General features: G+C 64.6%; 25 protein-coding genes. 7 read left to right on the top strand and 18 right to left on the bottom strand.

Going from position 1 to position 26,180, the window contains the following annotated elements; all coding sequences use genetic code 11:
* Positions 1 to 22 precede the first annotated feature (22 nt).
* The 10 genes from mutM to ASG84_RS13745 all read right to left on the bottom strand — a co-directional run bounded on the left by mutM (position 23) and on the right by ASG84_RS13745 (position 12,063).
* Complete coding sequence (gene mutM, locus ASG84_RS13785) at positions 23 to 889, bottom strand: bifunctional DNA-formamidopyrimidine glycosylase/DNA-(apurinic or apyrimidinic site) lyase (RefSeq protein ID WP_057477595.1); 867 nt, start codon at positions 887 to 889, stop codon at positions 23 to 25.
* The gene (rnc, locus tag ASG84_RS13780; protein WP_057477594.1) at positions 889 to 1,671 is read right to left on the bottom strand and encodes a ribonuclease III; all 783 of its coding nucleotides are present in this window, start codon (positions 1,669 to 1,671) and stop codon (positions 889 to 891) included. The genes mutM and rnc overlap by 1 nt, the downstream gene beginning before the upstream one ends.
* Positions 1,672 to 1,697: 26 nt before the next feature.
* Positions 1,698 to 1,880 carry a 50S ribosomal protein L32 gene (gene rpmF, locus ASG84_RS26955; RefSeq protein ID WP_032397784.1) on the bottom strand — a complete coding sequence of 61 codons (183 nt, stop codon included), beginning with the start codon at positions 1,878 to 1,880 and terminating at the stop codon, positions 1,698 to 1,700.
* Entirely contained in the window at positions 1,881 to 2,489 is a 609-nt protein-coding gene (locus tag ASG84_RS13775) for a YceD family protein (protein ID WP_200936576.1), read from the bottom strand.
* Positions 2,490 to 2,579: 90 nt separating this feature from the next.
* Positions 2,580 to 3,368 carry a DivIVA domain-containing protein gene (locus tag ASG84_RS13770; RefSeq protein WP_057477593.1) on the bottom strand — a complete coding sequence of 263 codons (789 nt, stop codon included), beginning with the start codon at positions 3,366 to 3,368 and terminating at the stop codon, positions 2,580 to 2,582.
* A 135-nt stretch (positions 3,369 to 3,503) separates the two neighbouring features.
* Positions 3,504 to 3,992, bottom strand: a complete 489-nt coding sequence (coaD, locus tag ASG84_RS13765) for a pantetheine-phosphate adenylyltransferase (RefSeq protein WP_057477592.1) — start codon at positions 3,990 to 3,992, stop codon at positions 3,504 to 3,506.
* A gap of 35 nt (positions 3,993 to 4,027) precedes the next feature.
* Positions 4,028 to 4,582, bottom strand: coding sequence for a 16S rRNA (guanine(966)-N(2))-methyltransferase RsmD (gene rsmD, locus ASG84_RS13760; RefSeq protein ID WP_057477591.1), 555 nt, complete (start codon positions 4,580 to 4,582; stop codon positions 4,028 to 4,030).
* Positions 4,579 to 7,995, bottom strand: a complete 3,417-nt coding sequence (locus tag ASG84_RS13755; RefSeq protein ID WP_057477590.1) for a pyruvate carboxylase — start codon at positions 7,993 to 7,995, stop codon at positions 4,579 to 4,581. Before ASG84_RS13755 ends, rsmD begins: the two co-directional genes overlap by 4 nt.
* Positions 7,996 to 8,106: 111 nt before the next feature.
* Positions 8,107 to 10,371: an ATP-dependent DNA helicase RecG gene (recG, locus tag ASG84_RS13750; RefSeq protein WP_057477589.1), complete on the bottom strand. Its 2,265-nt coding sequence runs from the start codon at positions 10,369 to 10,371 to the stop codon at positions 8,107 to 8,109.
* Positions 10,372 to 10,383: 12 nt separating this feature from the next.
* Positions 10,384 to 12,063, bottom strand: a complete 1,680-nt coding sequence (locus ASG84_RS13745) for a DAK2 domain-containing protein (RefSeq protein WP_082520979.1) — start codon at positions 12,061 to 12,063, stop codon at positions 10,384 to 10,386.
* Positions 12,064 to 12,326: 263 nt separating this feature from the next.
* Here ASG84_RS13745 and rpmB point away from each other — a divergent pair, with 263 nt between their 5' ends.
* Positions 12,327 to 12,518: a 50S ribosomal protein L28 gene (gene rpmB, locus ASG84_RS26950; protein WP_008717389.1), complete on the top strand. Its 192-nt coding sequence runs from the start codon at positions 12,327 to 12,329 to the stop codon at positions 12,516 to 12,518.
* A gap of 88 nt (positions 12,519 to 12,606) precedes the next feature.
* Positions 12,607 to 13,443: an enoyl-CoA hydratase-related protein gene (locus ASG84_RS13740; protein WP_082520978.1), complete on the top strand. Its 837-nt coding sequence runs from the start codon at positions 12,607 to 12,609 to the stop codon at positions 13,441 to 13,443.
* A 69-nt stretch (positions 13,444 to 13,512) separates the two neighbouring features.
* On the opposite strand, the gene ASG84_RS13735 is transcribed toward ASG84_RS13740, so the two are convergent.
* From ASG84_RS13735 to ASG84_RS13725, 3 genes are read right to left on the bottom strand one after another with little or no spacing between them, the layout of a single operon-like run.
* Complete coding sequence (locus ASG84_RS13735) at positions 13,513 to 14,205, bottom strand: uracil-DNA glycosylase (RefSeq protein WP_057477588.1); 693 nt, start codon at positions 14,203 to 14,205, stop codon at positions 13,513 to 13,515.
* Positions 14,202 to 14,726, bottom strand: a complete 525-nt coding sequence (locus ASG84_RS13730) for a gamma carbonic anhydrase family protein (RefSeq protein ID WP_057477587.1) — start codon at positions 14,724 to 14,726, stop codon at positions 14,202 to 14,204. The genes ASG84_RS13735 and ASG84_RS13730 overlap by 4 nt, the downstream gene beginning before the upstream one ends.
* 39 nt (positions 14,727 to 14,765) lie before the next feature.
* Positions 14,766 to 15,824: a thiamine-phosphate kinase gene (locus ASG84_RS13725; protein WP_442970940.1), complete on the bottom strand. Its 1,059-nt coding sequence runs from the start codon at positions 15,822 to 15,824 to the stop codon at positions 14,766 to 14,768.
* A gap of 121 nt (positions 15,825 to 15,945) precedes the next feature.
* Between ASG84_RS13725 and ASG84_RS13720 the strand changes: the two genes are divergently transcribed.
* Together ASG84_RS13720 and ASG84_RS13715 are read left to right on the top strand one after the other, a co-directional pair.
* On the top strand, positions 15,946 to 16,194 hold the full coding sequence (locus ASG84_RS13720; protein WP_057477770.1) for an Lrp/AsnC ligand binding domain-containing protein: 249 nt from the start codon (positions 15,946 to 15,948) through the stop codon (positions 16,192 to 16,194).
* A gap of 3 nt (positions 16,195 to 16,197) precedes the next feature.
* The gene (locus ASG84_RS13715) at positions 16,198 to 16,806 is read left to right on the top strand and encodes a DUF3515 domain-containing protein (protein WP_057477585.1); all 609 of its coding nucleotides are present in this window, start codon (positions 16,198 to 16,200) and stop codon (positions 16,804 to 16,806) included.
* Positions 16,807 to 16,815: 9 nt separating this feature from the next.
* Here ASG84_RS13715 and ASG84_RS13710 read toward each other — a convergent pair whose 3' ends face one another.
* Both ASG84_RS13710 and ASG84_RS13705 read right to left on the bottom strand, forming a co-directional pair.
* Positions 16,816 to 17,922: a D-alanine--D-alanine ligase family protein gene (locus ASG84_RS13710; RefSeq protein ID WP_057477769.1), complete on the bottom strand. Its 1,107-nt coding sequence runs from the start codon at positions 17,920 to 17,922 to the stop codon at positions 16,816 to 16,818.
* A gap of 73 nt (positions 17,923 to 17,995) precedes the next feature.
* On the bottom strand, positions 17,996 to 18,994 hold the full coding sequence (locus ASG84_RS13705) for an NAD(P)H-dependent glycerol-3-phosphate dehydrogenase (protein ID WP_057477584.1): 999 nt from the start codon (positions 18,992 to 18,994) through the stop codon (positions 17,996 to 17,998).
* Positions 18,995 to 19,115: 121 nt separating this feature from the next.
* On the opposite strand from ASG84_RS13705, the gene cofC reads away from it, so the two are divergent.
* The 3 genes from cofC (at position 19,116) to ASG84_RS13690 (ending at position 23,099) form a co-directional block, all read left to right on the top strand.
* Positions 19,116 to 19,886 (top strand): 2-phospho-L-lactate guanylyltransferase, encoded by a 771-nt coding sequence (cofC, locus tag ASG84_RS13700; protein WP_082520976.1) that lies wholly within the window; start codon positions 19,116 to 19,118, stop codon positions 19,884 to 19,886.
* A 157-nt stretch (positions 19,887 to 20,043) separates the two neighbouring features.
* The gene (locus ASG84_RS13695; RefSeq protein WP_235581670.1) at positions 20,044 to 22,164 is read left to right on the top strand and encodes an RNA degradosome polyphosphate kinase; all 2,121 of its coding nucleotides are present in this window, start codon (positions 20,044 to 20,046) and stop codon (positions 22,162 to 22,164) included.
* Complete coding sequence (locus tag ASG84_RS13690; protein ID WP_057477582.1) at positions 22,164 to 23,099, top strand: NUDIX hydrolase; 936 nt, start codon at positions 22,164 to 22,166, stop codon at positions 23,097 to 23,099. Before ASG84_RS13695 ends, ASG84_RS13690 begins: the two co-directional genes overlap by 1 nt.
* 91 nt (positions 23,100 to 23,190) lie before the next feature.
* Here ASG84_RS13690 and ASG84_RS13685 read toward each other — a convergent pair whose 3' ends face one another.
* The 3 genes from ASG84_RS13685 to leuC all read right to left on the bottom strand — a co-directional run bounded on the left by ASG84_RS13685 (position 23,191) and on the right by leuC (position 26,115).
* Entirely contained in the window at positions 23,191 to 23,877 is a 687-nt protein-coding gene (locus ASG84_RS13685; RefSeq protein ID WP_032377009.1) for an HU family DNA-binding protein, read from the bottom strand.
* Between the two features lie 150 nt (positions 23,878 to 24,027).
* A complete protein-coding gene (gene leuD, locus ASG84_RS13680) occupies positions 24,028 to 24,645 on the bottom strand; it encodes a 3-isopropylmalate dehydratase small subunit (protein WP_057477581.1) in 618 nt (205 codons plus the stop codon).
* A gap of 45 nt (positions 24,646 to 24,690) precedes the next feature.
* Positions 24,691 to 26,115 (bottom strand): 3-isopropylmalate dehydratase large subunit, encoded by a 1,425-nt coding sequence (gene leuC / locus ASG84_RS13675; protein WP_057477580.1) that lies wholly within the window; start codon positions 26,113 to 26,115, stop codon positions 24,691 to 24,693.
* Positions 26,116 to 26,180: the final 65 nt, after the last annotated feature.

The following is a 26,180-nucleotide window of genomic DNA, read 5'->3' as shown; positions in this document are numbered from 1 at the left end:
CTGCGGAATGGCCTGTTCGCTGTCAGGTCCGGATGTGTCGGGGTCGCGGCTGGCAGGTGGGGCAGCTGAAAGAGGAGCGATTCATGAACTTTTCACGCCTGATCGGTGCCCCGCAGCGGGAGCAGGGTAGACCTTCCTGCCCGTAGGCATCGAGCGACCTGTCGAAGTAGCCGGACTGTCCGTTGACGTTGACGTACAACGCATCGAACGAGGTACCCCCCTGCGCCAGGGCCTCCCCCATCACCGCGTGCACGGCGGTCAGTAGTCGACGAAGAGCAGGCCGAGTCAATGTTTCCGCGATGCGGTTGCCGTGAATCTTGGCCCGCCACAAAGCCTCGTCCGCGTAGATGTTGCCCACGCCCGACAGGACGGTTTGATCGAGGAGAGCCCGCTTGATCTCGGTGTGCTTGCCGCGCAACACGTTCACCACGGATTCAGCGTCGAACAGCGGGTCGATTGGGTCTCGCGCGATGTGCGCCACCGGTTCGGGTACCGGTGTGCCGTTCACCGTCACGATCGGGGCAAGAGCCCAGCCGCCGAATGTTCGCTGGTCGACGAACCGAAGATCGGTGCCGTCGTCGAGTCGTGCCCGAATCCGCAGATGCTTCTCGTCCGGCGCGGACGGTGGTTGCACCAGCATCTGTCCACTCATACCCAGATGCACGACGGTGGCGAAGTCACCAGGCTCCATCACCAGCCACAGGTACTTCCCACGGCGCCGGGCCGAGGAGATGCGCTGACCACGCAATTGACCGATCAGATCGAGACCACCGAGGTCGTGTCGACGCACGGCACGGGGGTGCAGTACCTCCACCGCGTCGATGGTCTTGCCCACCACATGCGATTCGAGACCGAGCCTGACGACTTCGACCTCGGGTAGTTCAGGCATCAGGAAGGGTCGGTCGAGGACGCGTCGACGACAGCAATGTCGTTGCCCGACAGCGTATTCCACGCCAGACTGGCGGCTTTCTGCTCGGCTTCCTTCTTCGAGCGGCCGACTCCGACACCCCGGGGAAGTCCGCCGATCAACACGGTGGCAGTGAATTCTTTGTCGTGATCGGGTCCGGTGGACGCGATCTCGTACGCGGGAACGCCGAGGGCAAGTTCTGCAGTCAGTTCCTGCAGGCTCGTCTTCCAGTCCAGGCCTGCACCGAGCTTGGGGGCGCGGTCCAGGAGGCCGGCGAACAGCGTCAGAACGACGGTGCGGGCAACGTCGATGCCGTGTTGCAGGTGAATCGCACCCAGCATCGACTCCATGCCATCGGCCAGGATGCTCGGCTTGTCGCGTCCGCCGGTCTGCTCCTCGCCCTTGCCGAGCAGAAGATGCCGACCCAGACCGCCGTCACCGAGACCGCGCGCTACTTCCGCCAAGGCATGCATGTTCACCACACTTGCCCGAATTTTGGCCAGCTGGCCCTCGGACTTGGTGGGATGCACCGCATAGAGGTGCTCCGTCACCGCCAGTCCGAGCACCGAATCGCCCAGGAACTCGAGGCGCTCGTTGGTGGGAAGACCACCGTGCTCGTAGGCGAACGATCGATGCGTCAGAGCCAGAGTCAACAGCGGTTCCGACACAGAAACACCGATAGCGGCGAGGAGCGACTCTCGGTCGTCCCCGCCGCTGACGGCAGTAGAACTATTCTTCTGCGAATCGTTGTTGTGTCGATCCACTACTTCGTTGGTCACAGGAGCGGGAATCAGACCGCTGCGACGACCTGGCGGCCCTTGTAGGTACCGCACGAAGGGCACGCGATGTGGGGCAAGGTCTTCTCGCCGCAACCACGGTTGGGGCACGTCACGAGGGTGGGCGCAGTGGTTTTCCACTGTGCACGACGCGACCTCGTGTTGGAACGCGACATTTTGCGCTTCGGGACAGCCACTTACTTCTCCTCGGCTTCGTTGTTCACAAGTTCTGTGCTCGGTTCTGGATCCACGCCAAATTTGGCTGCAAGTCCAGCCCAGCGAGGATCAATTGTATCGTGACTGTGGCCGGATTCAGCAATCGCCAGGCGAACGCCGCATTCTGGGCACAATCCCTCGCACTCGTCACTGCAGACGGGGTGGAGTGGAAGCTCCAGACCGACCGCGTCGACGATGACGGGTTCGAGGTCTATCAGGTCGTCGACGATGCGGTGAATCTCGTCCGCATCCGTGGTCTCCTCGGTGATGCTGTTCGGGTAAGCGAACAGCTCGGTCAAGTAGACGTCGACGTTGCCGCTGACCGGATCGAGGCACCGCGTGCATTCGCCGGCAGTGGCAGCTCGTACGGAACCGGTGACGAGAACGCCCTCCGATACCGCCTGCAGTTGCAGGTCGAGCGAGACCGGGACTCCGGCTTCGATGGCGATTGCATCGAGGCCGATTCGGGAAGGAGCCGGAACCGTCCGCTCGACGGTCTTCGTCGACCCGGGTCGACGACCGAGGTTGAGGATGTCCAGAACGAATCCGTCGTCCAGTTCAGGACGGGTCGTTCTCTTGGGCGGGGGCACGGCTGTTCTTCCTTACTGTCGATATGCCTACCGTCGGTAAGCAACCCCACAACGATACGCATGCGTGCATACGAGGGCAAATCATCGCCCTCAGTGTCGGCTGCGACGGCCTTCCTGGCTTCCGTACGAGGGTTCGCCGTACGGCTCGCTGCCGTATTCCGGGACACCGGAACCGGTTCGAAGTTGCTGACGACCGCGGCCGACGGAACGAATGGTGCCGCTGAGGAACTCCTCGAACTCCGCGAGTTTGGTGTCGACGTAGACGTCGCACTCACTGCGCATTCGATCGGACTCCGCGTGAGCGCTGTCGATCACTCGCGCCGACTCGGCGTGCGCGGCCTGCACCACCTCGGTCTGAGACACCAACCGATTCTGTTCGGCGGTGCCGTCGGCAACCGATCGCTCGTACGACATCGTGCCGGACTCGATCATTCGGTCGGCTTCGGTGCGGGCTCGAACGGTCAGTTCCTCGTACTCACGCTGGCCCTCGAGTACCGTCCGCTCTGCTTCTGCTTCGGCATCGGCCACGAGTTGCTCGGCATGCGCCGACGCCTCGGACACCATGCGGTCTGCGTGCGCCTTGGCATCGGCGAGGATGCGATCGGCAGAATCCCGCGCGTTCTCGACGGTGTCCTGGGCTTCGGCGTTGGCGGTTCCGACCGTCTTCTCCGCCGTGGCCCGGGCATCGCCCACCAGCTTGTCGCGATGGTCCAGAACGTCCTGCGCGTCGTCGAGCTCGCCGGGGATGGCGTCACGAACATCGTCGAGCAGTTCCAGGACATCGCCGCGCGGAACGACGCATCCGGCGGTCATCGGAACGCCGCGCGCCTCCTCGACAATGGCGACGAGCTCGTCGAGCGCCTCGAATACGCGGTACACCGGTTACCCCAATCGTCGAATCTGCCACTGCACGTGCCGACCGCGGAGCGACCGAGACGCACAGTGCTGCGCTGCTCAGTCTGCCTGCCGATGTGCGTGTCTGCGCTATACCCGCCCGGTGTGTCGCTTCTGGAACTAGTCTGCTGCCCGCTCGGCGATGCGAGCGGTCAATCGGTCCTGAACGAAAGATGGGAGCATCCCGGTGACGTCCCCTCCGAAGGTCGCGACTTCCTTGATCAGCGAACTGGACAGAAAGCTGTGCGCGGGATTCGCCGGCAGGAACAGCGTGTCCACCCCGGTGAGGGTGCGATTCATCTGCGCCATCTGCAACTCGTAGTCGAAATCGACCGAGCTGCGCAGACCTTTCACTATCGCCGAAAAGCCTTCTTGCCGTGCGTAATCGACCAGTAGGCCGTACCAGGATCCGATCCTGACGTTGGGCAGATGCTCCGTCGCGACCTCGAGCATCTCGATTCGCTCGTCGACGGTGAACATGCCCTTCTTGCTCTTGTTCACCATGACGGTGACCACGACCTCGTCGAAGGCGGCCGCCGCTCGTTCGAAGATGTCCAGATGACCGTTGGTCACCGGGTCGAAGGATCCAGGACACAGTGCGCCAGTCATGCCGCGAACTTATCAGCCGAGCATGGATTCGATCGCTACGAGCGCGCTGCGATCTCGATTCGACTCTCGCCGTACTTCTTCGACTTCTCCGCTACCAGACCCTCCGGCCACTCGGTCTCGGGCGACCGCGAGGATCGCTCGAGTACGACCACGGCATCGGATGCCAGCCATCCCCCGGTGACGAGCCTGTCCAGCAGACCCGTCACCGCGCTGTCGGTGACCGCATACGGCGGGTCGGCGAGCACCAGGTCGTATTCCGCGTCCGGTGACCCCGCCAATACCGAGGCGACCGGTGCGCACTTGACCGACGCTCCGGGCAGCCCGACCGAATCGATGTTCCGGCGCACCACCGCTGCCGCTCGCGCATCGGACTCGACCAACACTGCCGACGATGCACCACGCGAGAGCGCTTCGAGCCCGAGCGCCCCCGAGCCGGCGAACAGATCGAGAACCGCTGCACCGTCGAGGTCCATCCGGCTCTCCAGCGAGCTGAACAGAGCCTCCCGCACCCGCTCGGAAGTCGGGCGGGTGCCCTGGCCCGGGACCGCGAGCCGTCGCCCCCCTGCCACACCCGCCACGATCCGCGTCATTCGCTCCCGGCCTCTTCGCCCGTCGACCCCCCACCGACGACGACGAGCAGATCGCCACCTTCGACCTGCTGAACGCCGGAGATCGCCAACCGGGTCACTGTGCCACCGCGAGGAGCGGTGATCGCCGCCTCCATCTTCATCGCCTCGATGGTGGCGATGGTGTCACCGGCCGAAATCTTCTGCCCCTCTTCGACGGACAGGGTCACGACGCCGGCGAACGGTGCCGGGATGTGACCGGAGTTAGAGCGGTCCGCCTTCTCGACCGTCGGCACCTCGCTCGAGATGGACCGATCGCGCACCGACACCGGTCGCAGCTGACCGTTGAGAATGCACATGACGGTGCGCATGCCGCGCTCGTCGGGATCGGAGATGGCTTCGAGCCCGATGAGCAGTTCGACTCCCTTCTCCAAGGTGACGCGATGTTCTTCGCCTTGACGCAGCCCGTAGAAGAACTGGTTGGCCGACAACCGGGTCGTATCGCCGTACTTCTCGCGGTGTGCCTCGAGTTCCGCCGTCGGCCCGGGAAAGAGCAGGCGGTTGAGAGTCGTACGGCGTTGCGCCGACGTGCCGTCGAGATTCTTCTCGTCCTCGTCGGTCAGGGGCGTCACCGGCTTGCCCGCACCTCGGCCTTCGAGAGCCTTGGTGCGCAACGGCTCGGGCCAGCCACCTGCAGGAGTTCCCAGATCGCCACGAAGGAATCCGATCACCGAATCGGGGATGTCGTATCGACTCGGATCTTCGGCGAACTCTTCGGCCGATGCACCCGCACCGACCAGAGCCAAGGCCAGATCGCCGACGACCTTCGAGCTGGGCGTCACCTTGGTCAAACGGCCCAACATCCGGTCTGCTGCTGCGTAATTGGCCTCGACGGTCTCGAACCGATCACCGAGTCCGAGCGAAATGGCCTGCTGCCGCAAATTGGAGAGTTGCCCGCCGGGGATCTCGTGGGTGTAGACGCGCCCGGTCGGTGCCGGCAGTCCGGACTCGAAGGGCGCGTACACCTTTCGCACGGCCTCCCAGTAGGGCTCGAGATCGCAGACGGCCTGCAGATCCAGCCCGGTGTCCCGATCGGTGTGGGCCGCCGCCGCGACGATCGCCGACAACGCGGGCTGACTGGTGGTTCCGGCCATCGCTGCACTGGCACCGTCGACGGCATCGGCACCGGCCTCCCACGCGGCCAAGTACGTGGCCAACTGACCACCGGGGGTGTCGTGCGTATGCACATGCACGGGCAGATCGAAATTCGACCGTAGCGCCGTCACCAACGTCTTGGCCGCGGGGGCGCGCAGCAGTCCAGCCATGTCCTTGATGGCGAGTACGTGCGCTCCCGCCTCCACGATCTGCTCGGCCAACTTCAAGTAGTAGTCGAGCGTGTACAGGTCTTCGTTCGGGTTGGACAGGTCCCCGGTGTAGCTCAGCGCCACTTCGGCCAGCGCAGTTCCGGTTTCGCGCACCGCATCGATTGCGGGCCGCATCTGATCGACATTGTTGAGAGCGTCGAAGATGCGGAAGATGTCGATTCCGGTGTCGGTGGCCTCGGCGACGAAACTGCGCGTCACCTTCTCCGGGTACGGCGTGTAGCCGACGGTGTTCCTGCCACGCAGCAGCATCTGAATTGCGATGTTGGGGACGGCTTCTCGCAGACTTGCAAGTCGTTCCCACGGATCCTCGTGCAGGAACCGCAGCGCCACATCGTATGTCGCACCGCCCCACGCCTCGATGGAGAGCAACTGCGGCGTCGTACGCGCTACGTACGGGGCCACGCCGAGCAAACCACTCGTGCGCACCCGGGTGGCCAACAAGGATTGGTGCGCGTCACGGAAGGTGGTGTCGGTGACGCCGAGTGCCTTCTGGTTGCGCAGATCTCGAGCAAAACCCTCGGGCCCGAGGGCGAGCAACCGCTGACGCGAGCCGTCGGGAATCGGCGCGGAGAAGTCGACCGCAGGGAGTTTGTCGTGTGGGTACACCGGGGACGGACGCTCACCGTGCGGCTTGTTGACCGTCACGTCGGCCAGATAAGTGAGAATCTTGGTGCCACGGTCACCCGACGAGCGCGAGGTCAGCAGCTCCGGCCGTTCCTCGATGAACGAAGTGGTGACCCGGCCTGCGGTGAAGTCGGGGTCGACCAGAACCGCTTGCAGGAACGGGATGTTCGTCGCGACGCCGCGAATCCTGAACTCTGCCACTGCACGTCGAGCCCGTGCCACGGCGGTGTCGAAATCACGGCCACGGCACGTGAGCTTGACGAGCATGGAATCGAAGTACGCGCCGACCTCCGCGCCCAGCGTGGTCCCGCCGTCGAGGCGAACCCCGGCACCGCCCGGAGTGCGGTAGGCGGTGATGCGGCCGACGTCGGGCCGAAAGCCGTTCGCTGGATCCTCGGTGGTGATGCGGCACTGCAACGCCGCACCGCGCAACACGATGTTCTCCTGCTGCAGACCGAGGTCTGCGAGCGTCTCCCCCGAGGCGATCCGCAACTGGGACTGCACCAGGTCCACATCGGTCACCTCTTCGGTGACGGTGTGCTCCACCTGAATTCGCGGATTCATCTCGATGAAGACGTGATTGCCGCGAGTATCGAGCAGAAACTCCACGGTACCGGCGCAGGAGTAGTTGATCTGCTTGGCGAAGGCAACGGCGTCTGCGCAGATCCTCTCCCGCAATTCCGGAGGCAGGTTCGGTGCCGGTGCCAATTCGATGACCTTCTGGTGCCGACGCTGCACGCTGCAGTCACGCTCGAACAGGTGCACCACATTGCCCTGGCCGTCGGCGAGTATCTGGACCTCGATGTGCCGCGGATCGATCACGGCTTGCTCGAGGAACACCGTCGCATCTCCGAAGGCCGACTCCGCCTCGCGCGCAGCCGCTTCGATGGATTCACGTAACTGCTCCGGTTCGGCCACGCGGCGCATCCCTCGGCCACCGCCACCCGCCACCGCCTTGACGAACAGGGGGAACGTCATCGACTCCGACGCCGCAACGAGCTCGTCGATGTCGGACGAGGGTTCCGACGACGCCAGAACCGGAAGTCCTGCGGCCTTCGCTGCCGCGATGGCGCGTGCCTTGTTGCCGGTCAGTTCGAGTACATCGGCGGAAGGACCGACGAAGGTGATGCCGGCCTCGGCACACGCTGCGGCCAGATCCGGGTTCTCGGAGAGGAATCCGTACCCGGGATACACCGCATCGGCACCGCTCCGCTGGGCAGCGGCGACGATCTCGTCGACCGAGAGGTACGCCCGTACCGGATGGCCCTTCTCCCCGATCTGATATGCCTCGTCGGCTTTCGTCCGGTGCACCGAGTTTCGGTCCTCGAACGGGAACACCGCAACGGTGGAGGCACCGAGTTCGTAGGAAGCACGGAAGGCACGGATGGCGATCTCGCCGCGGTTGGCAACCAAAACTTTGGAGAACATTGGCTCAACTTACCCGGCAGCATGGGCCTCCGAGGCGTACTGATCTCACCATTCGGGACGAATCCTTCGATTATGCCGACTGAAACGGTGCAGTGGAGGTTTCGAGGTCGGTCAGGACTTCTGGAGGTAGTCGACCCGGTCGGATCGCCAGGCCGACCGCATCATCGACGCGATGCCTGGATCGTTGGCCAACGACGGGTCTCGTGCGAACAACGTCCGCGCGCAGTCCTGCGCGTCGGCGATGATGTCCTCGTCGTCGATGAACGACAGCAGCCGAAGTCCGCTGACCGTGCCGGACTGTGCGGCCCCGAGTACATCGCCCTCTCGCCGGGTGGCGAGGTCCAACTTTGCCAGCTCGAAGCCGTCGTTGGTCGCGGCCACCGCCTCGAGCCGAGCAAACGAACCGCCCATGGGGCTGAGGTAGCTGATCATGATGCACAGACCCTGGTGCCCGCCTCGACCGATGCGACCACGCAACTGGTGCAGCTGACTGACTCCGAAGCGGTCGGCATCCATGATCACCATGACCGTCGCATTGGGAACGTCGACACCCACTTCGACCACCGTCGTACACACGAGGACGTCGATCTCGCCGGAGTTGAATTCGGACATGGTGATGTCCTTGTCGTCACCGGAGAGCCGCCCGTGCAGCAACCCGACCCGAAGATCGTGCATGGGGCCGGCCTGGAGGGTGTCGTACATGTCCACCGCGGCCGTGGTCTCGGGACCGTCGTCGGACTTCGAGGCCGTCTTCTTCTTTCCCGTCTCGGCGTCGTCGCCGTCGCCGATCCTCGAGCAGACCACGTATGCCTGACGTCCAGCAGCGACTTCCTCACGGATGCGTTGCCACGCTCGATCCACCCACGTGGGCTTGGCTCTGGCCGGTACTACGTTGCTGATGATCGGTGACCGGCCACGCGGAAGCTCCGTCAGTACCGACGTTTCGAGGTCGCCGAGCGTCGACATCGCGATGGTGCGCGGAATCGGTGTTGCCGTCATCACGAGCAAGTGCGGACTGGTGTTGCCGCGAGCCTTGGCCCGCAACGCATCTCGCTGTTCGACGCCGAATCGGTGTTGTTCGTCCACGACGACCATCGCGAGATCGAGAAATTCCACACGATCCTCGATGAGGGCGTGCGTACCGATCACGATCCCGGCGTCTCCGGTCACGGCGTCGAGCAGTGCGGACCGCTTGGCCGCAGTGGACATCGAACCGGTCAGCAGAGCGACCTTGGTCGCGAGCTCGTGCGATCCGAGCTCACCACCGGCGGCAAGACTGCCGAGCATCGACCTGATCGACCGCGCATGCTGGGAGGCGAGCACCTCGGTGGGTGCCAGCAGCGCGCACTGATGACCGGCATCGATCACCTGCAGCATCGCCCGCAACGCGACGATGGTCTTGCCCGAGCCGACCTCGCCCTGCAGCAGCCGCGACATCGGCTGTGGTGCAGACAGATCGTTGGCGATCTCGGCTGCGACGTCGCGCTGACCCGCCGTCAATTCGAATGGCAGCCGGCGATCGAACTCGACGGCGATGCCGTCGGTGATCGGCGGGCATCGCGCGGCCACGCGGGTGGATGCGTCTCGCCGACGGTCCGCGAGGACGAGCTGTACGGCGAGAGCCTCGTCGAACTTGAGCCGCTCGCGGGCGGAGTCCTTGTCCTGCGCAGTGTCGGGGAAATGGACCGACCGCAGTGCGGTGTCGATGTCGACGAGTCCACGTTCTCGTCGCACCGCTTCGGGCAGCGGATCGGTCACGTCGTCGAGTTGGTCGAGAACCTGCCGGACGCACCGCATGAACGTCCAACTCTCGACGTCCTTGGTGGCCGCATAGATGGGAACGAATGCCCGATCGAACACCGACATGTCGACGGACCCCGAGGAGTCGACCGCACCGCGGGCCAGACCGGCCAAAGTTCCGCCACCGACGATGCGACCCGCGGGCACGACGGCTCCGTCGTTGTCGTCTCCGCCCAGGATGACGTAGCTGGGGTGGGTGAGATTCCACCGCTTGCCGAAGTACTTCACCTTGCCGGAGAACATTCCCCGCCGACCCGGCACAACCACGTGTTTGAGCTTGTGCGGGCTGAAGAAGGTGGCCTCGATCCGCTGGCCGTCGGCGGCGAGCGTGACTGCGAGGAATTGGCCGTTGCGATTCTTCATCGAGCGCAGCGTCGCCGACTCGACCGTGGCGACGATGGTGATGTGCTCGCCCTCGGGGGGCTCGCTCTCGCCGAGCTCGGAACCGTGCGTCATGTAGCGATGTGGGTAGTGCCGCAACAGATCCTCGACGGTATGAATACCGAAGGTGTCTGCGAGCGGGGTCGCCGCCGCTGCTCCGAGTACGTCATCGAGCCGATCCACCAGCGTTGCCATATCCGAAATTCCCTATTCCACTCCGAGTTGCACGAGATCTCCGGGCTGCCCACCTGCGTAGACCACCACGTCGACCCCTGGATGCGCACCCGCGACGTACTCGGCCAACCGAGCACCGAAGTCCTCCGAAGCCCGATCCCCGACGAGCACCGTCACCATCTCTCCACCGGTGGCCAGAAGTTGATCGATCAGCCTGCACCCCGCGTCGAGCGGATGCGCGGCGACGATCACCACCTCCTGCCCCGCCAGACCGATGCTGTCGCCCGGCTCGCACATACCGACCCACGTGAGCGACCGTTCCTGCGCGATGCGCAGTGAACCCCACCTGGTTCCCGCGGCCGCCTCGGACATCGTGAACGCATCGTCGACCGCAGCCCTCGCGGCATCGTGCACCGCGAGCGCAGCCAATCCCTGAACCATCGCCGAGCAGGGCAGCATCATCACGTCCTTGCCGTCGGCTCGGGCTGCGGCACCGACGGCAACCAGTTCCTGTGCGGACAACGCTCCGTTCGGCAACACCAAAACCTCGCGATGCTTGGCTGCGACGATCGCCCGCAGCAGGACCGAGGAGTCGATCGGCTCGTCGCACCGCACCACCGTCGCGCCTTCCTGAACGTAGAGATCCGCGGCACCGTCACCGGCCACCAGCGCCAAAATATCGCGTCCGACCGACAGTGCAGGTCCGCGGCGTGCATCGACGCCGACCTCAGCACCCGACTCGGCAAATCCGAAGCACGAGATGCGCACCCCGCGAACGCTTCCGGTGCCGATGCCGCATTCGACAGCAGCACCGGGATCCGCAGTGTGGACGTGCGCAGACCAGGCCCCTGATCCGTCACCGGCCACCACTACCGAGTCGCCGAGATCGGACAGCGCCGCGCGCAGTGCGGTCGCTTGCGCGTCGTCGATCCCGTGGACGACGTAGACCACCTCGTACCCCAACGGCCGGCCGTGCGTGAAGACCGTCGTCGGCTCGGGTGTTCCGGCACAGTCGGTGGACGCGCTCGACCCGTCGCCCACCGGTGTTCGTTCACGATCTCGCGGGCGGCGGTAACGCCTGCGCGGCGGGATTCGGCCGGTCACCACTTCGACCAGCGCATCGAAAACGACCGACAGCCCGAGCGCTCCGGCATCCACGACCCCGGCTTCGCGAAGTTCGACGAGTTGGTCGGTCGTGCTGTCGAGAGCGCGAGCAGTGGCCTCCGCGATATCGATCACCAGCGTGGATAGGCCGACATTGGCGTCGTGCGCCGCGGCATTGCGGTCGGCCGCAGCGAGCACGGTGAGCATCGTGCCCTCGACGGGAACACTGACCGCATCCGAGACCAGCACCTGCGCGCGTCGCAGCATCGCCTGGATCGAGACGGTGTCCAACGGGCCGTCGGCTGCGGCTTCGGCAACCGCTCGCAGCAATTGGGAGACGATGACCCCCGAGTTGCCACGGGCACCCGCTACCGCGCCGACGGCCAGTGCACGCCCGACGGCGCGGGTGTCCGCGGCCGGTCCAGCCTCTCGCATCGACTCCACCGCAGCCCGGAAGGTGAACATCAGGTTGGTCCCGGTGTCCGAGTCGGGGATCGGGAACACATTGAGCGCATTGATCTCGTCGCACCGAGCAGTGAGCGAGTCGACGCACCGGTAGGCCCACCGTCGCAAGGCCGCGGCGTCGATCGAATCGAGAACGTCGACCACGTCGAGCAGCCTCCCCCACGTTGCATCGCTACCCTGTCCGTACTCCGGTCGCGGACAGTGCCCGAAGCTTAGTCGGGCAGGAACGTCGGTGAGCCCACAGCAGCGTCTGCGGTGGCAGTTTGGTGATTGCGTGCTGCGCCGCTATTCTTGCAGGGTTGCCTCGAGGCGATCTTCACGCATTGCAATCCTTGCATCTGCTCGTAGTTCGTTTCGATGTCTTCGACCACATGTATCGATCAACATCTATCAAGGAGTTCGCGACTATGGCTGCCGTCTGCGACGTATGCGCCAAGGGGCCCGGCTTCGGTAAGTCGGTCTCGCACTCGCACCGACGGACCAACCGTCGTTGGAACCCGAATATCCAGACCGTTCACGCTCAGGTTGCGCCTGGTAACTCCAAGCGCATGAACGTGTGCACCTCCTGCTTGAAGGCAGGCAAGGTGGTCCGGGGCTGATTCGAGCCTCGCTCTTCGTTTTCCTCCACGGCCTCGACTGCGTGCGAGATTTGTGCCCCGCCCCCGTATTCGGAGGCGGGGCACAGTCATGTGCGCGACTGATAGTCGGACGTCCTATAGAGTTCCCGGGGTGAGCACTACGGATACCGACATTTCAAGCAAGGTCAGCATCGAAGACGGCGTGCTGCGCATCGTCGTCGCCACCGAGGCCGGCGGTGCCTCGCTCGATCTCCAGGGCATCGAGGAGGGCACGTCGACCCTCCGCTCCGTCAATGCCGGCTCGACTGCGATCGGAAGCGTCCTGCTGATCGGTCGTGGGCCCAATTTCTGCGCCGGTGGCAACGTGCGCGATTTCGCCGGAGCGGCCGATCGCAGCGCCTTCGTCGGTTCCGTCGCAGACACATTTCATGCGTTCGTTCGTGAACTCGACGCCGTGACCGTGCCGATCGTCGCCGGGGTACACGGATGGGCGGCAGGGGCGGGCATGAGCCTGGTGTGTCTGACGGATATCGCCATCGGCGGACCGTCCACCAAGCTCCGACCCGCGTATCCCTCGATCGGCTTCACTCCGGACGGGGGAATGTCCTGGACACTCCCCCGCATCGTCGGTTCGGGCCGCGCGATGGACATCTTGCTGAACGACTCGATCATCAACGGAGAGGAGGCAGTCCGTCTCGGGATTCTCAGCCGACTGGTGGGTGACGATATCGTCGACAACGAGGCCGAGCGCCTCGCACGTACCCTTGCCGTCGGGCCGACGTCGGCATACCGGGGCATCAAATCACTACTGCAGGCCTCCGAATCCTCAAGTCTGGCACAGCAGTTGGATGCAGAAGCCGCGTCGATCTCGGCGGCGGCATCGTCACCGGCCGGACGAGAAGGCGTCGACGCGTTCGTGGAGAAGCGTCGTCCGGATTTCTCCTGATCGGATCACGGCAGCGTCCGATCACGGCAGCGTCCGATCACGGCAGCGTCCGATCACGGCAGCGTCCGATCAGGGCAATGTCCAGTCGATCGGTTCGTCCCCGCCTTCGACCAACAACTCGTTCACACGGCTGAAAGGCTTGGATCCGAAGAACCCTCGCGACGCGGACAGCGGTGAGGGATGCGCAGATTCGATGTAGGGAACAGATCCGAGCATCGGCTTCAGAGTCGCCGCGTCGCGTCCCCACAGAATTGCGACCAGACCCGGCGCGTCGGAATTCTCGGCTCGGGCGACGAGAGCCCGAATCGCCTGTTCCGTGACCGCTTCCCACCCCTTCTTTCGGTGCGATGCGGCCTGCCCTGGTTCGACGGTGAGCACTCGGTTGAGCAACATCACGCCACGGTCCGACCAGGGTGTGAGATCACCATTGCTCGGCGTGGGTAACCCCAGGTCGTCGGAGTACTCCTTGAAGATGTTGCTCAAACTGCGCGGCACGGGCTTCACTTCCGGTGCAACGGAAAAGCTCAGTCCCACTGCATGTCCCGGTGTCGGATACGGATCCTGACCGACGATGAGGACCCGCACTCGGTCGAACGGGTAGCGAAATGCGCGCAGAACGTTCTCACCCGCAGGCAGGTAGTGCCGACCGGCGGCAAGCTCTCGGCGTAGAAAGTCGCCCATCGCAGCAACATTCGACTCGACAGGAGCAAGGGCGTCCGCCCACCCCGATTCGACGCTCTCGGCGAGCGGCCGGGGCGTCATCGGTCGATCCGGCGCAGCGCGTCGCGGTAGTACGCGGCGTTGGCCGAGTACATCTGCACGTTGATGTCGACGTGTCCCTCGGGGACCTGGTAGCCCTCCCGGATCTTCGCGGGAACGCCCAGCGCCATGGAACGTTCGGGGACGACGAACTTGAACGGCACCACCGCTCCTGCGCCGACGATCGAGCCTGCTCCGATCTTGGACCCGTTCAACACCACCGAGCCCGAGGCGATGAGGCAGTTGTCTCCGATGGTCGCGCCCTCGACGTGTGCGTTGTGCCCGAGCACGCATCCGGATCCGATCACCGTCGCGTCGATCGGTGTGCAGTGCACCACGGTGCCGTCCTGAACGTTGGTCCCCGCACCGATGGAGATGGTGCCGTAATCGGCCCGCAGAACAGCGGTGGGCCACACCGAGGATCCGGCCGCCAGGGTCACCGCCCCGATGACGACCGCGTCCGGGTGGACGTAGGCGTCGGGATGAATGTCGGGTTCACGATCACCGAGTGCGTAGATAGCCATCTCAGCAACTTAGCCGACTCCATCGGACGTCGGCCGCGTTCACTCCCCCTCGAAGCTCGTCCACCCCGATCTACCCGAATGGACGCGGCCGTCGACGGTCACTCGACTCGCTCGGTCGTCACCGAGGTGCTCGACACGCCCGATCACCGTCCAATCCGCCGGCACGGCGCTGTGATCGCCGAATGTGCCGACCAGAGCATGATCTTCACCGCCGGTGAGTACCCAATCCAGCGGGTCGACTCCCAGTGCGGTTGCTGCCGAACGCAATTCGGAGGGAACATCCAACCGACCGGAATCGACATCCATTCCGACGTCCGAAGCATCGGCTATGTGCCCCAGGTCGGACAGCAATCCATCGGAGACGTCGGTGAGCGACGTCGCACCGGCCTCGGCCGCCCCCACCCCGGAGAGGTAGGGCGGCACGGGAACCCGGTGTGCATCGAGCACGGCGTCGTGGCCCGTTCTGTCCGTGTCCGCACGCAGTAGAGCCAATCCGGCTGCCGACCAGCCGAGCCGCCCCGCGTAGGCGATCAGGTCACCGACACGCGCGCCCGATCGCAACACCGGCGCCCTGCCCTGTAGATCACCGAATGCGGTGACCGATATCACCAACTCCGGTGACTGAACCACATCACCACCCACGATCGCCGATCCCGCGGCCACCGCCTCGAGCCACATGCCCTCGTTGAGACCGTCGGTCACCCGCACCGGCGTGTCGGCCGGACATCCGAGAGAGACGAGAAAGCCCGAGCACCGGGCACCCATCGCGGCGATGTCCGCGCCGTTCTGCGCGATCGCCTTGCGGCCGATCTGCACAGGAGTGGACCAGTCCAGCCGAAAATGCCTGCCGTGCACCAACATATCGGTCGATGCCGCGATTCTTCCGTCGGGCGCGGCGACGACGGCGGCGTCGTCACCGGGCCCGACGATGGTCGACGGAGGTTGCACGCGGTCTGCGACGGCGCGAGAGATGATCTCGAATTCGCCGAGCTGCGCGACGGTCCGTTCGTCGTCCATGTCCGACTCGGTGCCGGGGTCGTCGATGATGATCCTCCTCGAGAACGCGGTGGGTGCGCGACGGACTCGCGCGGAGCGCATGGCCCGCCTGCGGTACCTTTCAGAGGCGGCCGGGACAGCACCGACGCTGCAGGTTGTGTGCACTGAGAACGTAGTCGACCCAATTTACAGTCGAGAAGTCCGGCAGCGAAAGGGAACACCGATGGTGCAAGCATTCGTCCTCGTCCAGACCGAGGTGGGCCGGGCGAGGGCCGTCGCGCAGCAGATCGAGGCCGTCGACGGAGTGGTCTCCGCCGAGGCTGTCGTCGGGCCCTACGACGTCATCGTGCGCGCCGACGGTGCATCCGACGCCGAGGTCGCCGAGATCGTCTCCCGCATCCAGAAGGTGGACGCCATCACTCGTACTCTCACCTGCCCCGTCGCACCACAGCCGACCTCGGCGGTCGGATAGCCAGTGAACTCGACCGACGCCGGCAACGACGCCCACGACGCCAAGAACGACAAGAACGACACCGACGGCACTCGCGAACAACGACACCCCGCCGTGATCGCGACCGCGATCGCGTTGCCGGTTGCGCTGGTGGTCGGAGTTCTGGTCGCCGCTATCGCGGTGAACCGTTCGCCGGTCCAGGATCCGGTCGCGTTGGGCCCGGTCGACTCCCCCGACGCCACGAGTGCGCAATGCACGTCGTTGCTCGACGCCCTGCCCGCGGATCTGGGCGACTACACCGCAGCCGAGCTGGCCGACCCTGCGCCGGCCGGGGTTCGCGCGTGGGTCTCGGCCGAGGAGAACGCCGAGCCGGTCGTGTTGCGCTGCGGGCTGCCCCGTCCGATCGGTTTCGATGTGGCCGCACCGCTGCAGGTGATAAACGGTGTCCAATGGTTCGAGGTATCCGGGGAAGACGACGGAATCGATGCCAGCACATGGTTCGTCGTCGATCGCGGTGTCTACATCGCCCTGACGATTCCGGGCGATTCCGGTCCGACACCGTTGCAGGATGCATCAACGGCGGTGTCGAATGCACTACCCCAGCAAGCACTCGATCCGGCTCCCTTGCAGTAGCGGAAGGAGCTAACGCAAGCCCGTGCCGCGGGCGAGTGCAGTGTCGATCAGGGTGGTGATCAGCGTCGGATAATCGACACCGGATTCCGCCCACATCTTGGGGTACATCGAGATGGAGGTGAATCCGGGCATCGTGTTGATCTCGTTGATGACGGGCCCGTCTTCGGTGACGAAGAAGTCCACACGCGCCAGTCCCTGACAGTCCAGCGCCCGGAAAGCGGCAACGGCGAGTTCGCGAATGCGGTCGCTGGTCGCATCGTCGAGTGCAGCCGGGATATCGAATTCGCTCACGTCGTCGAGATACTTGGTGTCGAAATCATAGAAAGCGTGGTCGTCGACATCCGCGTCCGGGATACGGATCTCGGCAACAGCGCTCGCGCGCACCGTGCCGTCCGGGAATTCGAGGACCCCGCACTCGACCTCACGGCCGTGGATCATTCCCTCGACGATCACTTTGGGGTCGTGTTCACGCGCGACGGCTATTGCGGCGTCCAGTTGATCCCACTCGGTGATACGGGAGATACCGATCGACGATCCGCCTCTGGCCGGTTTCACGAACGCGGGCAACCCTATTCGGTCTCGCTCGCCAGCGGTGAGGTCGTCGACGCCACGGCGAAGTACCACCTGGCGACCGATCGGAAGCCCCTCTGCACCGAGCAACTTCTTGGTGAATTCCTTGTCCATACCGGCCGCGCTGGCCAACACCCCTGGCCCCACGTACGGGACGCCCGCCAGCTCGAGCAGGCCCTGCAGTGTTCCGTCCTCACCGTACGGCCCGTGCAGTACCGGGAACACCACGTCGACAGAGGTGAAAATCGTCGCTCCCTCTCCCTCACCGAGGGCGATGAGCGCCCCGGCGTGGCCGGGGTCGGTACTGAGGGTCAGTGCCGCACCTGTCTTGTCCACGGTCGGCAGTACGCGGTCGTGAATCGCCAGTGCACCGGGATCGGCGGAGCCGAGCACCCAGGCACCGTCCGGAGTGATGCCCACGGGGACCACCTCGTACGTGGCCGGATCGAGATTCTGCAGCACGCTACCTGCCGATACACAGGACACCGCGTGCTCGCTGCTGCGGCCACCGAAGACGACGGCGACTTTGATGCGGGGAGTACTCACGATGAGAAACCGTACCGTCGCTGCCTGCTCGGCGCGGATTCGCCCTGTCGGTGACGAGGCCGCGAACACTGCCTCACTCGGGCTTGATACGTCGTCCCAACAGGTGACCGACCGCGTCCGGAACGGACATGCCCCCATGACACACCCGGTGCACCGCATCGGTCAACGGCATCTCCACGTCGTAGCTTTCGGCGAGCGCACGCACCGAGGTGCAGGACTTCACACCTTCGGCAACCTGTCCGTGCGCTGCTTCCTGCGCGCTTTCGAGGGAGCCACCGGAACCGAGGCGCTCACCGAAGGTGCGGTTGCGCGACAGGGGCGAAGAACACGTGGCGACGAGGTCGCCCACCCCGGCCAGACCGGACAATGTCGACGGCGTGGCACCGAGTGCAACGCCGAGACGGATGATCTCGGCCAGACCCCTGGTCATGATCGACGCGAGAGTGTTCTCGCCGTATCCGACGCCACTGGCCATCCCACACGCGAGAGCGATGACGTTCTTGCAGGCTCCACCGATCTCGGCACCGATGACATCGGAGTTCGTGTACGGCCGGAAGTAACCGGTGGCACAGGACTTCTGGATCTCGAGGGCGCGCTGGGAGTCCGAGCAGGCGATGACGGTCGCGGCGGGCTGTCCCTCGGCGATCGGACGCGCAAGGTTGGGCCCGGACAGACACGCCACCCGACTCGGATCTGCTCCGGTGACCTGAGCGATCACCTGGCTCATCCGCATGAGCGTGCCGGTCTCGATTCCCTTGGCCAAGGACAGCAGCGTCGCGTGCGGCGGGATCGAGCCGGTCCACTCCCCCAGGTTGGCCCGCAGACTCTGCGACGGCACAGCCAACACCACGATGTCGGCTCCGTCGAGAGCCTGAGCCGGGTCGCTGGTTGCGCGAATCGACGAGGGTAGTTCGATACCTGGGAGGTAGTCCTTGTTCTCGTGATCGTCGGTGATCGACGCCGCGAGCTCTTCACGGCGGGCCCACATCGTGACGTCGGTCCCGGCATCGGCCAATACTTTGGCGAACGCGGTTCCCCACGAACCCGAACCCATCACCGCTGCTCTGCTCATGCCGCCAACCCCTCACCTGCGTGCCGATGCCCTTGTGCTTCGCGCGCATCACCCTAACGCGCACACCGGCTCGGGCGGTCGGAGTCGGCACAGATCCGCGACGCTGGCAGGATCGAGCACCATGGGTGCAACACGATCCGACGACGGCGACCGAGTGGCCGCATCGTCCGACCCTGCCCGCCGCGCCGTCGCAGTCCTCATCGCGGTGAAGGATCTCGCGACGGCGAAGTCGCGGTTGTCGGCGGACTTCTCGGGTCCCGAGCGAACACGGTTGGTGCTCGCGATGCTCAGCGACACCGTGGCCGCCGCAGCCGCCGTTTCGGTGGTGGGCTCGGTGACGGTGGTCACCCCCGATCCCCTCGTCGCAGAGACCGCCCGCAGAATCGGCGCGCGCGTGTTCGACGAACCGCTCGGCGATCCCGCACTGCCACCAGACGCACGCCTCAATCACGCCTTCGAATCCGCAGCGGCCGTGTTGCGGCGCGACGAGGTCGTCGGTCACGGACGCGGGTACGACGACGCCTCCCGCGTCGACATCATCGCGCTGCAAGCCGATCTACCGTCCATGCGACCATCCGAACTCGCTCAGGCATACGCTCTTGCGCGCCGCGGAGGCCGAGCACTGGTGGTCGATCATCACGGCACCGGTACCGCCGCGCTGATCCTCAAGGACTCCCCCGGTGAGCTCGCACCTCTGTTCGGGGTGGACTCCGCCCGACGCCACGCCGAGTCCGGCGCCCAGAAACTCGACGGCATCTGGCCGGGACTACGGCTCGACGTCGACACAGCAATGGACGTCCGCAGTGCACACCGGCTCGGGGTCGGACCGGCAACGGCTGCCGTCCTGCGTTCGCTCGGATGGAGTGACGACGCAGCGGCGACAACTGCGTGACCGAGTTTCGCCCTTCGGTGTTTCACGCACGTCGGGTATGAGGGATGATCGTCCGGTGAGCACAGACGACACGCAGCCGGCCAACGAAGATCCGTCGACGGAGAACGAGTCGGGTACCGATTCGGAGGCGGTATGGAGCGCTCCGATCGCAGCCACGATGCCGAGTATCCCCTCCGCGCTACCGGCCGCCACACCGCAGTCGGTCGACATCGCCACCGTGCTTCCCGAAAATCGCTATCTGAATCGGGAATTGAGCTGGCTCGACTTCAATTCACGTGTTCTCGCTCTGGCAGAGGACTCGTCGCTCCCTCTGTTGGAACGGGCGAAATTTCTCGCGATCTACGCGTCGAACCTCGACGAGTTCTACATGGTTCGAGTGGCCGGTCTCAAACGTCGCGACGAAACCGGTCTATCCGTTCGATCCGCCGACGGTATGACTCCGCGCGAGCAGCTCGCGGTGATCGGCGAACGCACCCAGGAGCTGGCGCTCAAACATGCGCGAGTGCTGCTGGATTCGATCCTGCCGGAGCTCACCGCCGAGGGCATCGCGATCATCCGGTGGTCGGATCTGGACAGCGACGAACGCGTCCGACTCTCGGAGTACTTCACCGAACAGGTCTTTCCAGTACTCACGCCACTGGCCGTCGACCCCGCGCACCCGTTCCCTTACATCAGTGGCCTGAGTCTCAATCTCGCTGTGACGGTGAAGGATTACTCCACAACGGGTGAGCATTTCGCGCGCGTGAAGGTTCCCGACAACGTCGATCGCTTCGTGCGGGTCAAGCGCGGCGAAGGCTCGCACCGCATCGACGCCTTTCTGTCGATGGAGGAGTTGATCTCGGCGCACCTCGACGTACTCTTCCCCGGCATGCAGGTCGTCGAGTCGCACGCCTTCCGCATCACGCGCAACGCAGATTTCGAGGTCGAGGAAGACCGGGACGAGGATCTGCTGCAGGCGCTCGAGCGCGAGCTGGCCCGCAGGCGTTTCGGCTCACCGGTTCGTCTCGAGATCGCCGACGACATGACCGAGCACATGCTCGAATTGCTGCTCCGTGAACTCGATGTCGATCCCGGTGACGTCATCCAGGTACCCGGACTGCTCGACCTGTCGTGCCTGTGGCAGGTCTACAGCGTCGACCGTCCCAATCTGAAGGACGCACCCTTCGTTCCGGCGACCCACGCTGCGTTCGGCGAGCGCGAGACCCCCAAGAGTGTCTTCTCGACGCTGCGCGACGGCGATGTCCTGGTGCATCATCCGTACGATTCGTTCTCCACCAGCGTTCAACGCTTCATCGAGCAAGCGGCGGCCGACCCGCAGGTGCTCGCCATCAAGCAGACGCTGTATCGCACGTCGGGAGATTCCCCGATCGTCAATGCGCTCGTCGATGCAGCAGGTGCCGGCAAACAGGTGGTTGCACTGGTCGAAATCAAGGCACGTTTCGACGAGCAGGCCAACATCGAGTGGGCACGCAAACTGGAAAAGGCAGGCGTACACGTGGTGTACGGCCTCGTCGGCCTCAAGACGCACTGCAAGACCTGTCTCGTGGTACGCCGCGAAGGGTCGGTCATTCGCCGGTACTGCCACATCGGAACCGGCAACTACAACCCCAAGACGGCACGCATCTACGAGGATGTCGGTCTGTTCACGTCGTCCCCGGAAATCGGTGCCGACCTCACCGACCTGTTCAACTCGCTCACCGGCTACTCACGAAAGTCCAAGTACCGCAACCTTCTCGTGGCACCGTACGGAGTGCGCCGCGGCATCGTCGAGCGCATCGAGGCCGAGGTCGAACACCTCAAGGCGGGGCGTGCGGCGGGGATTCGCCTCAAGGCGAACGCGTTGGTCGACGAGCAGGTCATCGATGCGCTGTACCGCGCGTCCATCGCGGGCGTTCCGGTCAAGGTGGTGGTGCGCGGTATCTGCGCGCTCAAGCCGGGCGTTCCGGGACTGTCGGAGAACATCGAGGTTCGCTCCATCCTGGGCAGATTCCTCGAACACTCGCGAGTTCTGCATTTCCAGGGTGCCGACGAGTTCTGGATCGGCAGCGCGGACATGATGCACCGCAACCTCGATCGCCGAGTCGAGGTAATGGCTCAGGTCAAGGATTCGCGACTGGCGAACCAGCTCGGTGATATCTTCGATTCCGCCCTCGACCCCACCACGCGCTGCTGGGAGTTGGGACCGGACGGCGGTTGGGTCGCCTCGCCGGCGCAGGGTGAGACAGTCCGTGAGCATCAGGTGGAGTTGATGCGTAGCCGGAGGAATCAGGCGTCCTGATGGGAACGTCCGATGGCTCCCCTCGTGCCAACATCTTTGCGGCCGGCTCCGTTCTGTGGCGACGATCACCGCACAGCGACGGTGCCGTCGAGATCGCGTTGGTCCACAGGCCGAAGTACGACGACTGGTCGTTCCCCAAGGGAAAGCTCGATCCCGGTGAGACCGCTGTCGACGCGGCAGTCCGAGAAGTCAAGGAGGAGACCGGATTCGACTCGCGGCTGGGGCGGTCGCTGTCCTACGTCACGTACCCGATCCCCGGCCACCGCCGGATGAAGAAGGTCCTCTACTGGGCGGCGGAGGCAACCGGTGGCGAGTTCGTCCCCAACGCGGAGGTGGACGAGGTGCGCTGGATAGCACCCGCGGATATCGGTCGCGAACTCTCGTATCCTATGGACCACAAGATTCTTCGCCGGTTCGTGGCCAAACCTGCCGACACCTCGACGGTCCTGTTGGTCCGTCACGGCAGCGCCGGTTCGCGTTCGCGGTACAAGGGCAACGACGTCGATCGCCCACTCGACAAGACCGGGCGACGACAGTCCGAGTCACTGGTCTCGTTGCTTCGAGCATTCGGGGCCGACGCGGTGTATTCGGCCGACCGTGCCCGGTGCGTTCAGACGGTGGCTCCGTTCGCAGAATCGTTGGGAACGGAGATCACCCCGGAGCACCTGCTGTCCGAGGAGGGATACGCCGATGACCCGCGCAAGGGGCGCCATCGCGCTCGCGACATTGCCGACCTGCCCGGCACGCCCGTGGTGTGCAGCCAGGGCAAGGTGATCCCCGACCTCATGCGCTGGTGGGCCGAGAAAGACGGAATTACATTGCCGGCCAACAGGAATCGCAAAGGCAGCGTCTGGGTGCTCTCGCGCCACGACGGCAGACTCGTTGCAGCCGACCACATCGCCAGCCCCCTGCCCACCCTCGTCACCGACGTCTGAGGGACGCACCCGAACGACAGCTGAGCCCCCGACTCGGATGTCGAGTCGGGGGCTCAGCCGTAGTTCGTTCGAGATTTAAAGCCTGCAGGCTCTACTTCTTCGCTGCGCGCTTTGCGGGGGCCTTCTTGGCCGGAGCCTTCTTTGCCGGGGCCTTCTTGGCTACGGTCTTCTTGGCTGCCGTCTTGGCCGGAGCCTTCTTGGCGGGCGCAGCCGTCGTTGCGGCCTTGCGTGCAGTTGTCTTGGCCGGAGCCTTCTTTGCAACTGTCTTACGCGCCGTGGTCTTCGCGGGAGCTGCCTTCTTGGCTGCAGTCTTCGCGGGAGCTGCCTTCTTGGCTGCAGTCTTGGCCGGTGCCGCCTTCTTGGCTGCAGCGGTGGTTGCCTTGCGGGCAGTCGTCTTCACGGCTGCCTTCTTGGCAGCAGTCTTCTTCGCAGCCGCAGTCTTCTTGGCCGGAGCAGCTGCCGAACCACGCTTGACGGCGGGCCCGGTGGCAGGCAACTTCTGTCCGCCCGCGATGACTGCCTTGAACTGTGCACCCGGACGGAATGCCGGAACGTTGGTCGGCTTGACGCGAACGGTCTCGCCGGTGCGGGGGTTGCGCGCAACACGGGCTGCGCGACGACGCTGCTCGAACACGCCGAAGCCTGTGATCGTGACACTTTCGCCGCGGTGCACTGCACGCACGATGGTGTCGACGATGTTCTCGACAGCCTCTGTGGCGCTCCGCCTGTCAGACCCCAACTTCTCGGTCAGGGCGTCGATCAGCTCTGCCTTGTTCATGGAATTTCCTCCGCTATATGGTGGCCCATCGTCGGACCGACTACTACAACGGTAAACCCCAAGTCGTCAAGAGTCTATGCGCCACGCCAATTTTCATTTCGGCGTCGCGGAATGATTCAGGGCCGCATAGCGTGTCGGACCCCCACCCGGTCAGCTTTCGGTCGGGGTCTCGATCCGCGCTGGAAGCGTCAGGGGTTTGTATGAAGGCCTTGACTTTTCATACTCCGTAATGGCCTCTACCTGGCGTAATGTCAATCCGATGTCGTCCAGACCCTCCAGCAGACGCCACCGGGTGTAGTCGTCAATCGCGAAGCGCACCACCAAAGTTCCAGCCGTCACGGTCTTGTCGACGAGGTCGACAATTAGTTCGAGACCGGGCTGTTCTTCTAAGGCTTTCCACAGCAATTCGACGTCCGACTGCTCCACTTCGGCCGCCAGCAGCCCGGCTTTGCCCGAGTTTCCACGGAAGATGTCGGCGAACCGGGACGCGATCACAACCCGGAAACCGAAGTCCGACAGCGCCCAGACGGCATGTTCGCGTGACGATCCCGTACCGAAATCGGGTCCGGCCACGAGTACCGAGCCACGGTTGTACGGCTCCAGGTTCAGGATGAAGTTCGGGTCCGAGCGCCATGCGGCGAACAACCCGTCTTCGAATCCGGTGCGCGTCACCCGCTTGAGATAGACCGCGGGAATTATCTGATCGGTGTCGACATTGGAGCGCCGGAGCGGAACTCCGATACCGGTGTGCCGGGTGAAAGCTTCCATCGAATGTTCTCCTAATGGGTTCGATCGATCCGAGCGGGACGCGATCTACGCGAGATCCGCCGGAGAGGACAGGGTTCCGCGGATTGCGGTCGCAGCTGCAACCAGTGGCGAGACGAGATGAGTACGACCGCCTTTGCCCTGCCTGCCCTCGAAATTACGGTTCGAGGTCGATGCCGATCGTTCACCCGCCACCAATTGATCCGGGTTCATCCCGAGGCACATCGAACATCCGGCCTGACGCCATTCGGCTCCTGCCGCAGTGAAGATGTCGCCGAGGCCTTCTTCCTCCGCCTGCGCTCGCACCCGCATGGAGCCGGGCACCACCAACATTCGCACTCCCTCGGCAACTCGGTGTCCCTCGAGAACGGACGCAACGGCGCGCAGATCCTCGATCCGACCGTTGGTGCAGGAACCGACGAACACGGTGTCTACGGCGATCTCACGGATCGGTGTGCCGGCCTCGAGACCCATGTACTGCAGGGCCTTCTGTGCCGACAACCGCTCACCCTCGTCGGTCATCGCCTCCGGATCCGGCACCGTACTTCCCAGCGGCGCACCCTGACCCGGATTCGTGCCCCAGGTGACGAACGGCGTCAACGTATCGGCATCGATGTGGACCTCGTTGTCGAACACTGCATCCGGATCTGTAGCCAGCTCGTTCCACGACGCCACTGCTGCGTCCCAGTCGGCTCCCTGCGGAGCGTGCGGACGCCCCTTCAGGTATTCGTACGTGATGTCGTCGGGTGCGATCATGCCTGCCCTCGCCCCGGCTTCGATCGACATGTTGCAGATGGTCATTCGCGCTTCCATCGACAGCTTCCGGATAGCCTCACCGCGGTACTCGAGGACGTACCCCTGCCCACCGCCGGTACCGATCTGGGCAATGACAGCAAGGATCAGATCCTTGCTCGTCACGCCGGGTGCGAGCTCGCCGTCGACGGTGATCGCCATCGTCTTGAACGGACGCAGAGAGAGTGTCTGCGTTGCCATCACGTGCTCTACCTCGCTGGTGCCGATGCCCATCGCAATCGAGCCGAAGGCACCGTGCGTCGACGTGTGGCTGTCTCCGCACACGACGGTCATCCCGGGCTGAGTCAGACCCAGCTGGGGCCCGATGATGTGCACGATGCCCTGATCGAGATCGCCCATCGGATACAGCCGGACTCCGAATTCCTCGCAGTTTCGGCGAAGGGTGTCCACCTGAGTACGCGAGACGAGATCTGCGATGGGGGCGAAGATGTCGGCCGTGGGGACATTGTGATCCTCGGTCGCGATCGTCAGATCGGGGCGGCGTAGCTCACGGCCGGCCAATCGCAGACCGTCGAACGCCTGAGGACTGGTCACCTCGTGCACGAGGTGAAGGTCGATGTAGATCAGGTCCGGCTCACGCGCGCCGCCTTCTCCTCCGCCTCGGACCACGACGTGCTGGTCCCATACCTTCTCGGCCAAAGTCTTCGGTGTTTCGGACATCGGTGTCGTCGACCTCGTCTTTCTGTCGTCGCGTCGGCGAACGTCGCTGGTTCACCGTGCGTCTC

The sequence above is a fragment of the Rhodococcus sp. Leaf278 genome, from assembly GCF_001426085.1.
GTDB lineage: Bacteria > Actinomycetota > Actinomycetes > Mycobacteriales > Mycobacteriaceae > Rhodococcoides.
Note: the sequence above shows the minus strand (reverse complement) of the source record. Positions and strands in the feature narration are given on the sequence as shown.

Bases quoted from the DNA above. Each gene is read 5' to 3' on its own strand.
- mutM (WP_057477595.1), bottom strand. From the start codon at position 889: ATGCCTGAACTACCCGAGGTCGAAGTCGTCAGGCTCGGTCTCGAATCG.
- coaD (WP_057477592.1), bottom strand. From the start codon at position 3,992: ATGACTGGCGCACTGTGTCCTGGATCCTTCGACCCGGTGACCAACGGT.
- rsmD (WP_057477591.1), bottom strand. From the start codon at position 4,582: ATGACGCGGATCGTGGCGGGTGTGGCAGGGGGGCGACGGCTCGCGGTC.
- ASG84_RS13755 (WP_057477590.1), bottom strand. From the start codon at position 7,995: ATGTTCTCCAAAGTTTTGGTTGCCAACCGCGGCGAGATCGCCATCCGT.
- recG (WP_057477589.1), bottom strand. From the start codon at position 10,371: ATGGCAACGCTGGTGGATCGGCTCGATGACGTACTCGGAGCAGCGGCG.
- rpmB (WP_008717389.1), top strand. From the start codon at position 12,327: ATGGCTGCCGTCTGCGACGTATGCGCCAAGGGGCCCGGCTTCGGTAAG.
- ASG84_RS13740 (WP_082520978.1), top strand. From the start codon at position 12,607: ATGTGCGCGACTGATAGTCGGACGTCCTATAGAGTTCCCGGGGTGAGC.
- ASG84_RS13735 (WP_057477588.1), bottom strand. From the start codon at position 14,205: ATGACGCCCCGGCCGCTCGCCGAGAGCGTCGAATCGGGGTGGGCGGAC.
- ASG84_RS13730 (WP_057477587.1), bottom strand. From the start codon at position 14,726: ATGGCTATCTACGCACTCGGTGATCGTGAACCCGACATTCATCCCGAC.
- ASG84_RS13725 (WP_442970940.1), bottom strand. From the start codon at position 15,824: ATGCGCTCCGCGCGAGTCCGTCGCGCACCCACCGCGTTCTCGAGGAGG.
- ASG84_RS13720 (WP_057477770.1), top strand. From the start codon at position 15,946: ATGGTGCAAGCATTCGTCCTCGTCCAGACCGAGGTGGGCCGGGCGAGG.
- ASG84_RS13705 (WP_057477584.1), bottom strand. From the start codon at position 18,994: ATGAGCAGAGCAGCGGTGATGGGTTCGGGTTCGTGGGGAACCGCGTTC.
- cofC (WP_082520976.1), top strand. From the start codon at position 19,116: ATGGGTGCAACACGATCCGACGACGGCGACCGAGTGGCCGCATCGTCC.
- ASG84_RS13695 (WP_235581670.1), top strand. From the start codon at position 20,044: ATGCCGAGTATCCCCTCCGCGCTACCGGCCGCCACACCGCAGTCGGTC.
- ASG84_RS13690 (WP_057477582.1), top strand. From the start codon at position 22,164: ATGGGAACGTCCGATGGCTCCCCTCGTGCCAACATCTTTGCGGCCGGC.
- ASG84_RS13685 (WP_032377009.1), bottom strand. From the start codon at position 23,877: ATGAACAAGGCAGAGCTGATCGACGCCCTGACCGAGAAGTTGGGGTCT.
- leuD (WP_057477581.1), bottom strand. From the start codon at position 24,645: ATGGAAGCTTTCACCCGGCACACCGGTATCGGAGTTCCGCTCCGGCGC.
- leuC (WP_057477580.1), bottom strand. From the start codon at position 26,115: ATGTCCGAAACACCGAAGACTTTGGCCGAGAAGGTATGGGACCAGCAC.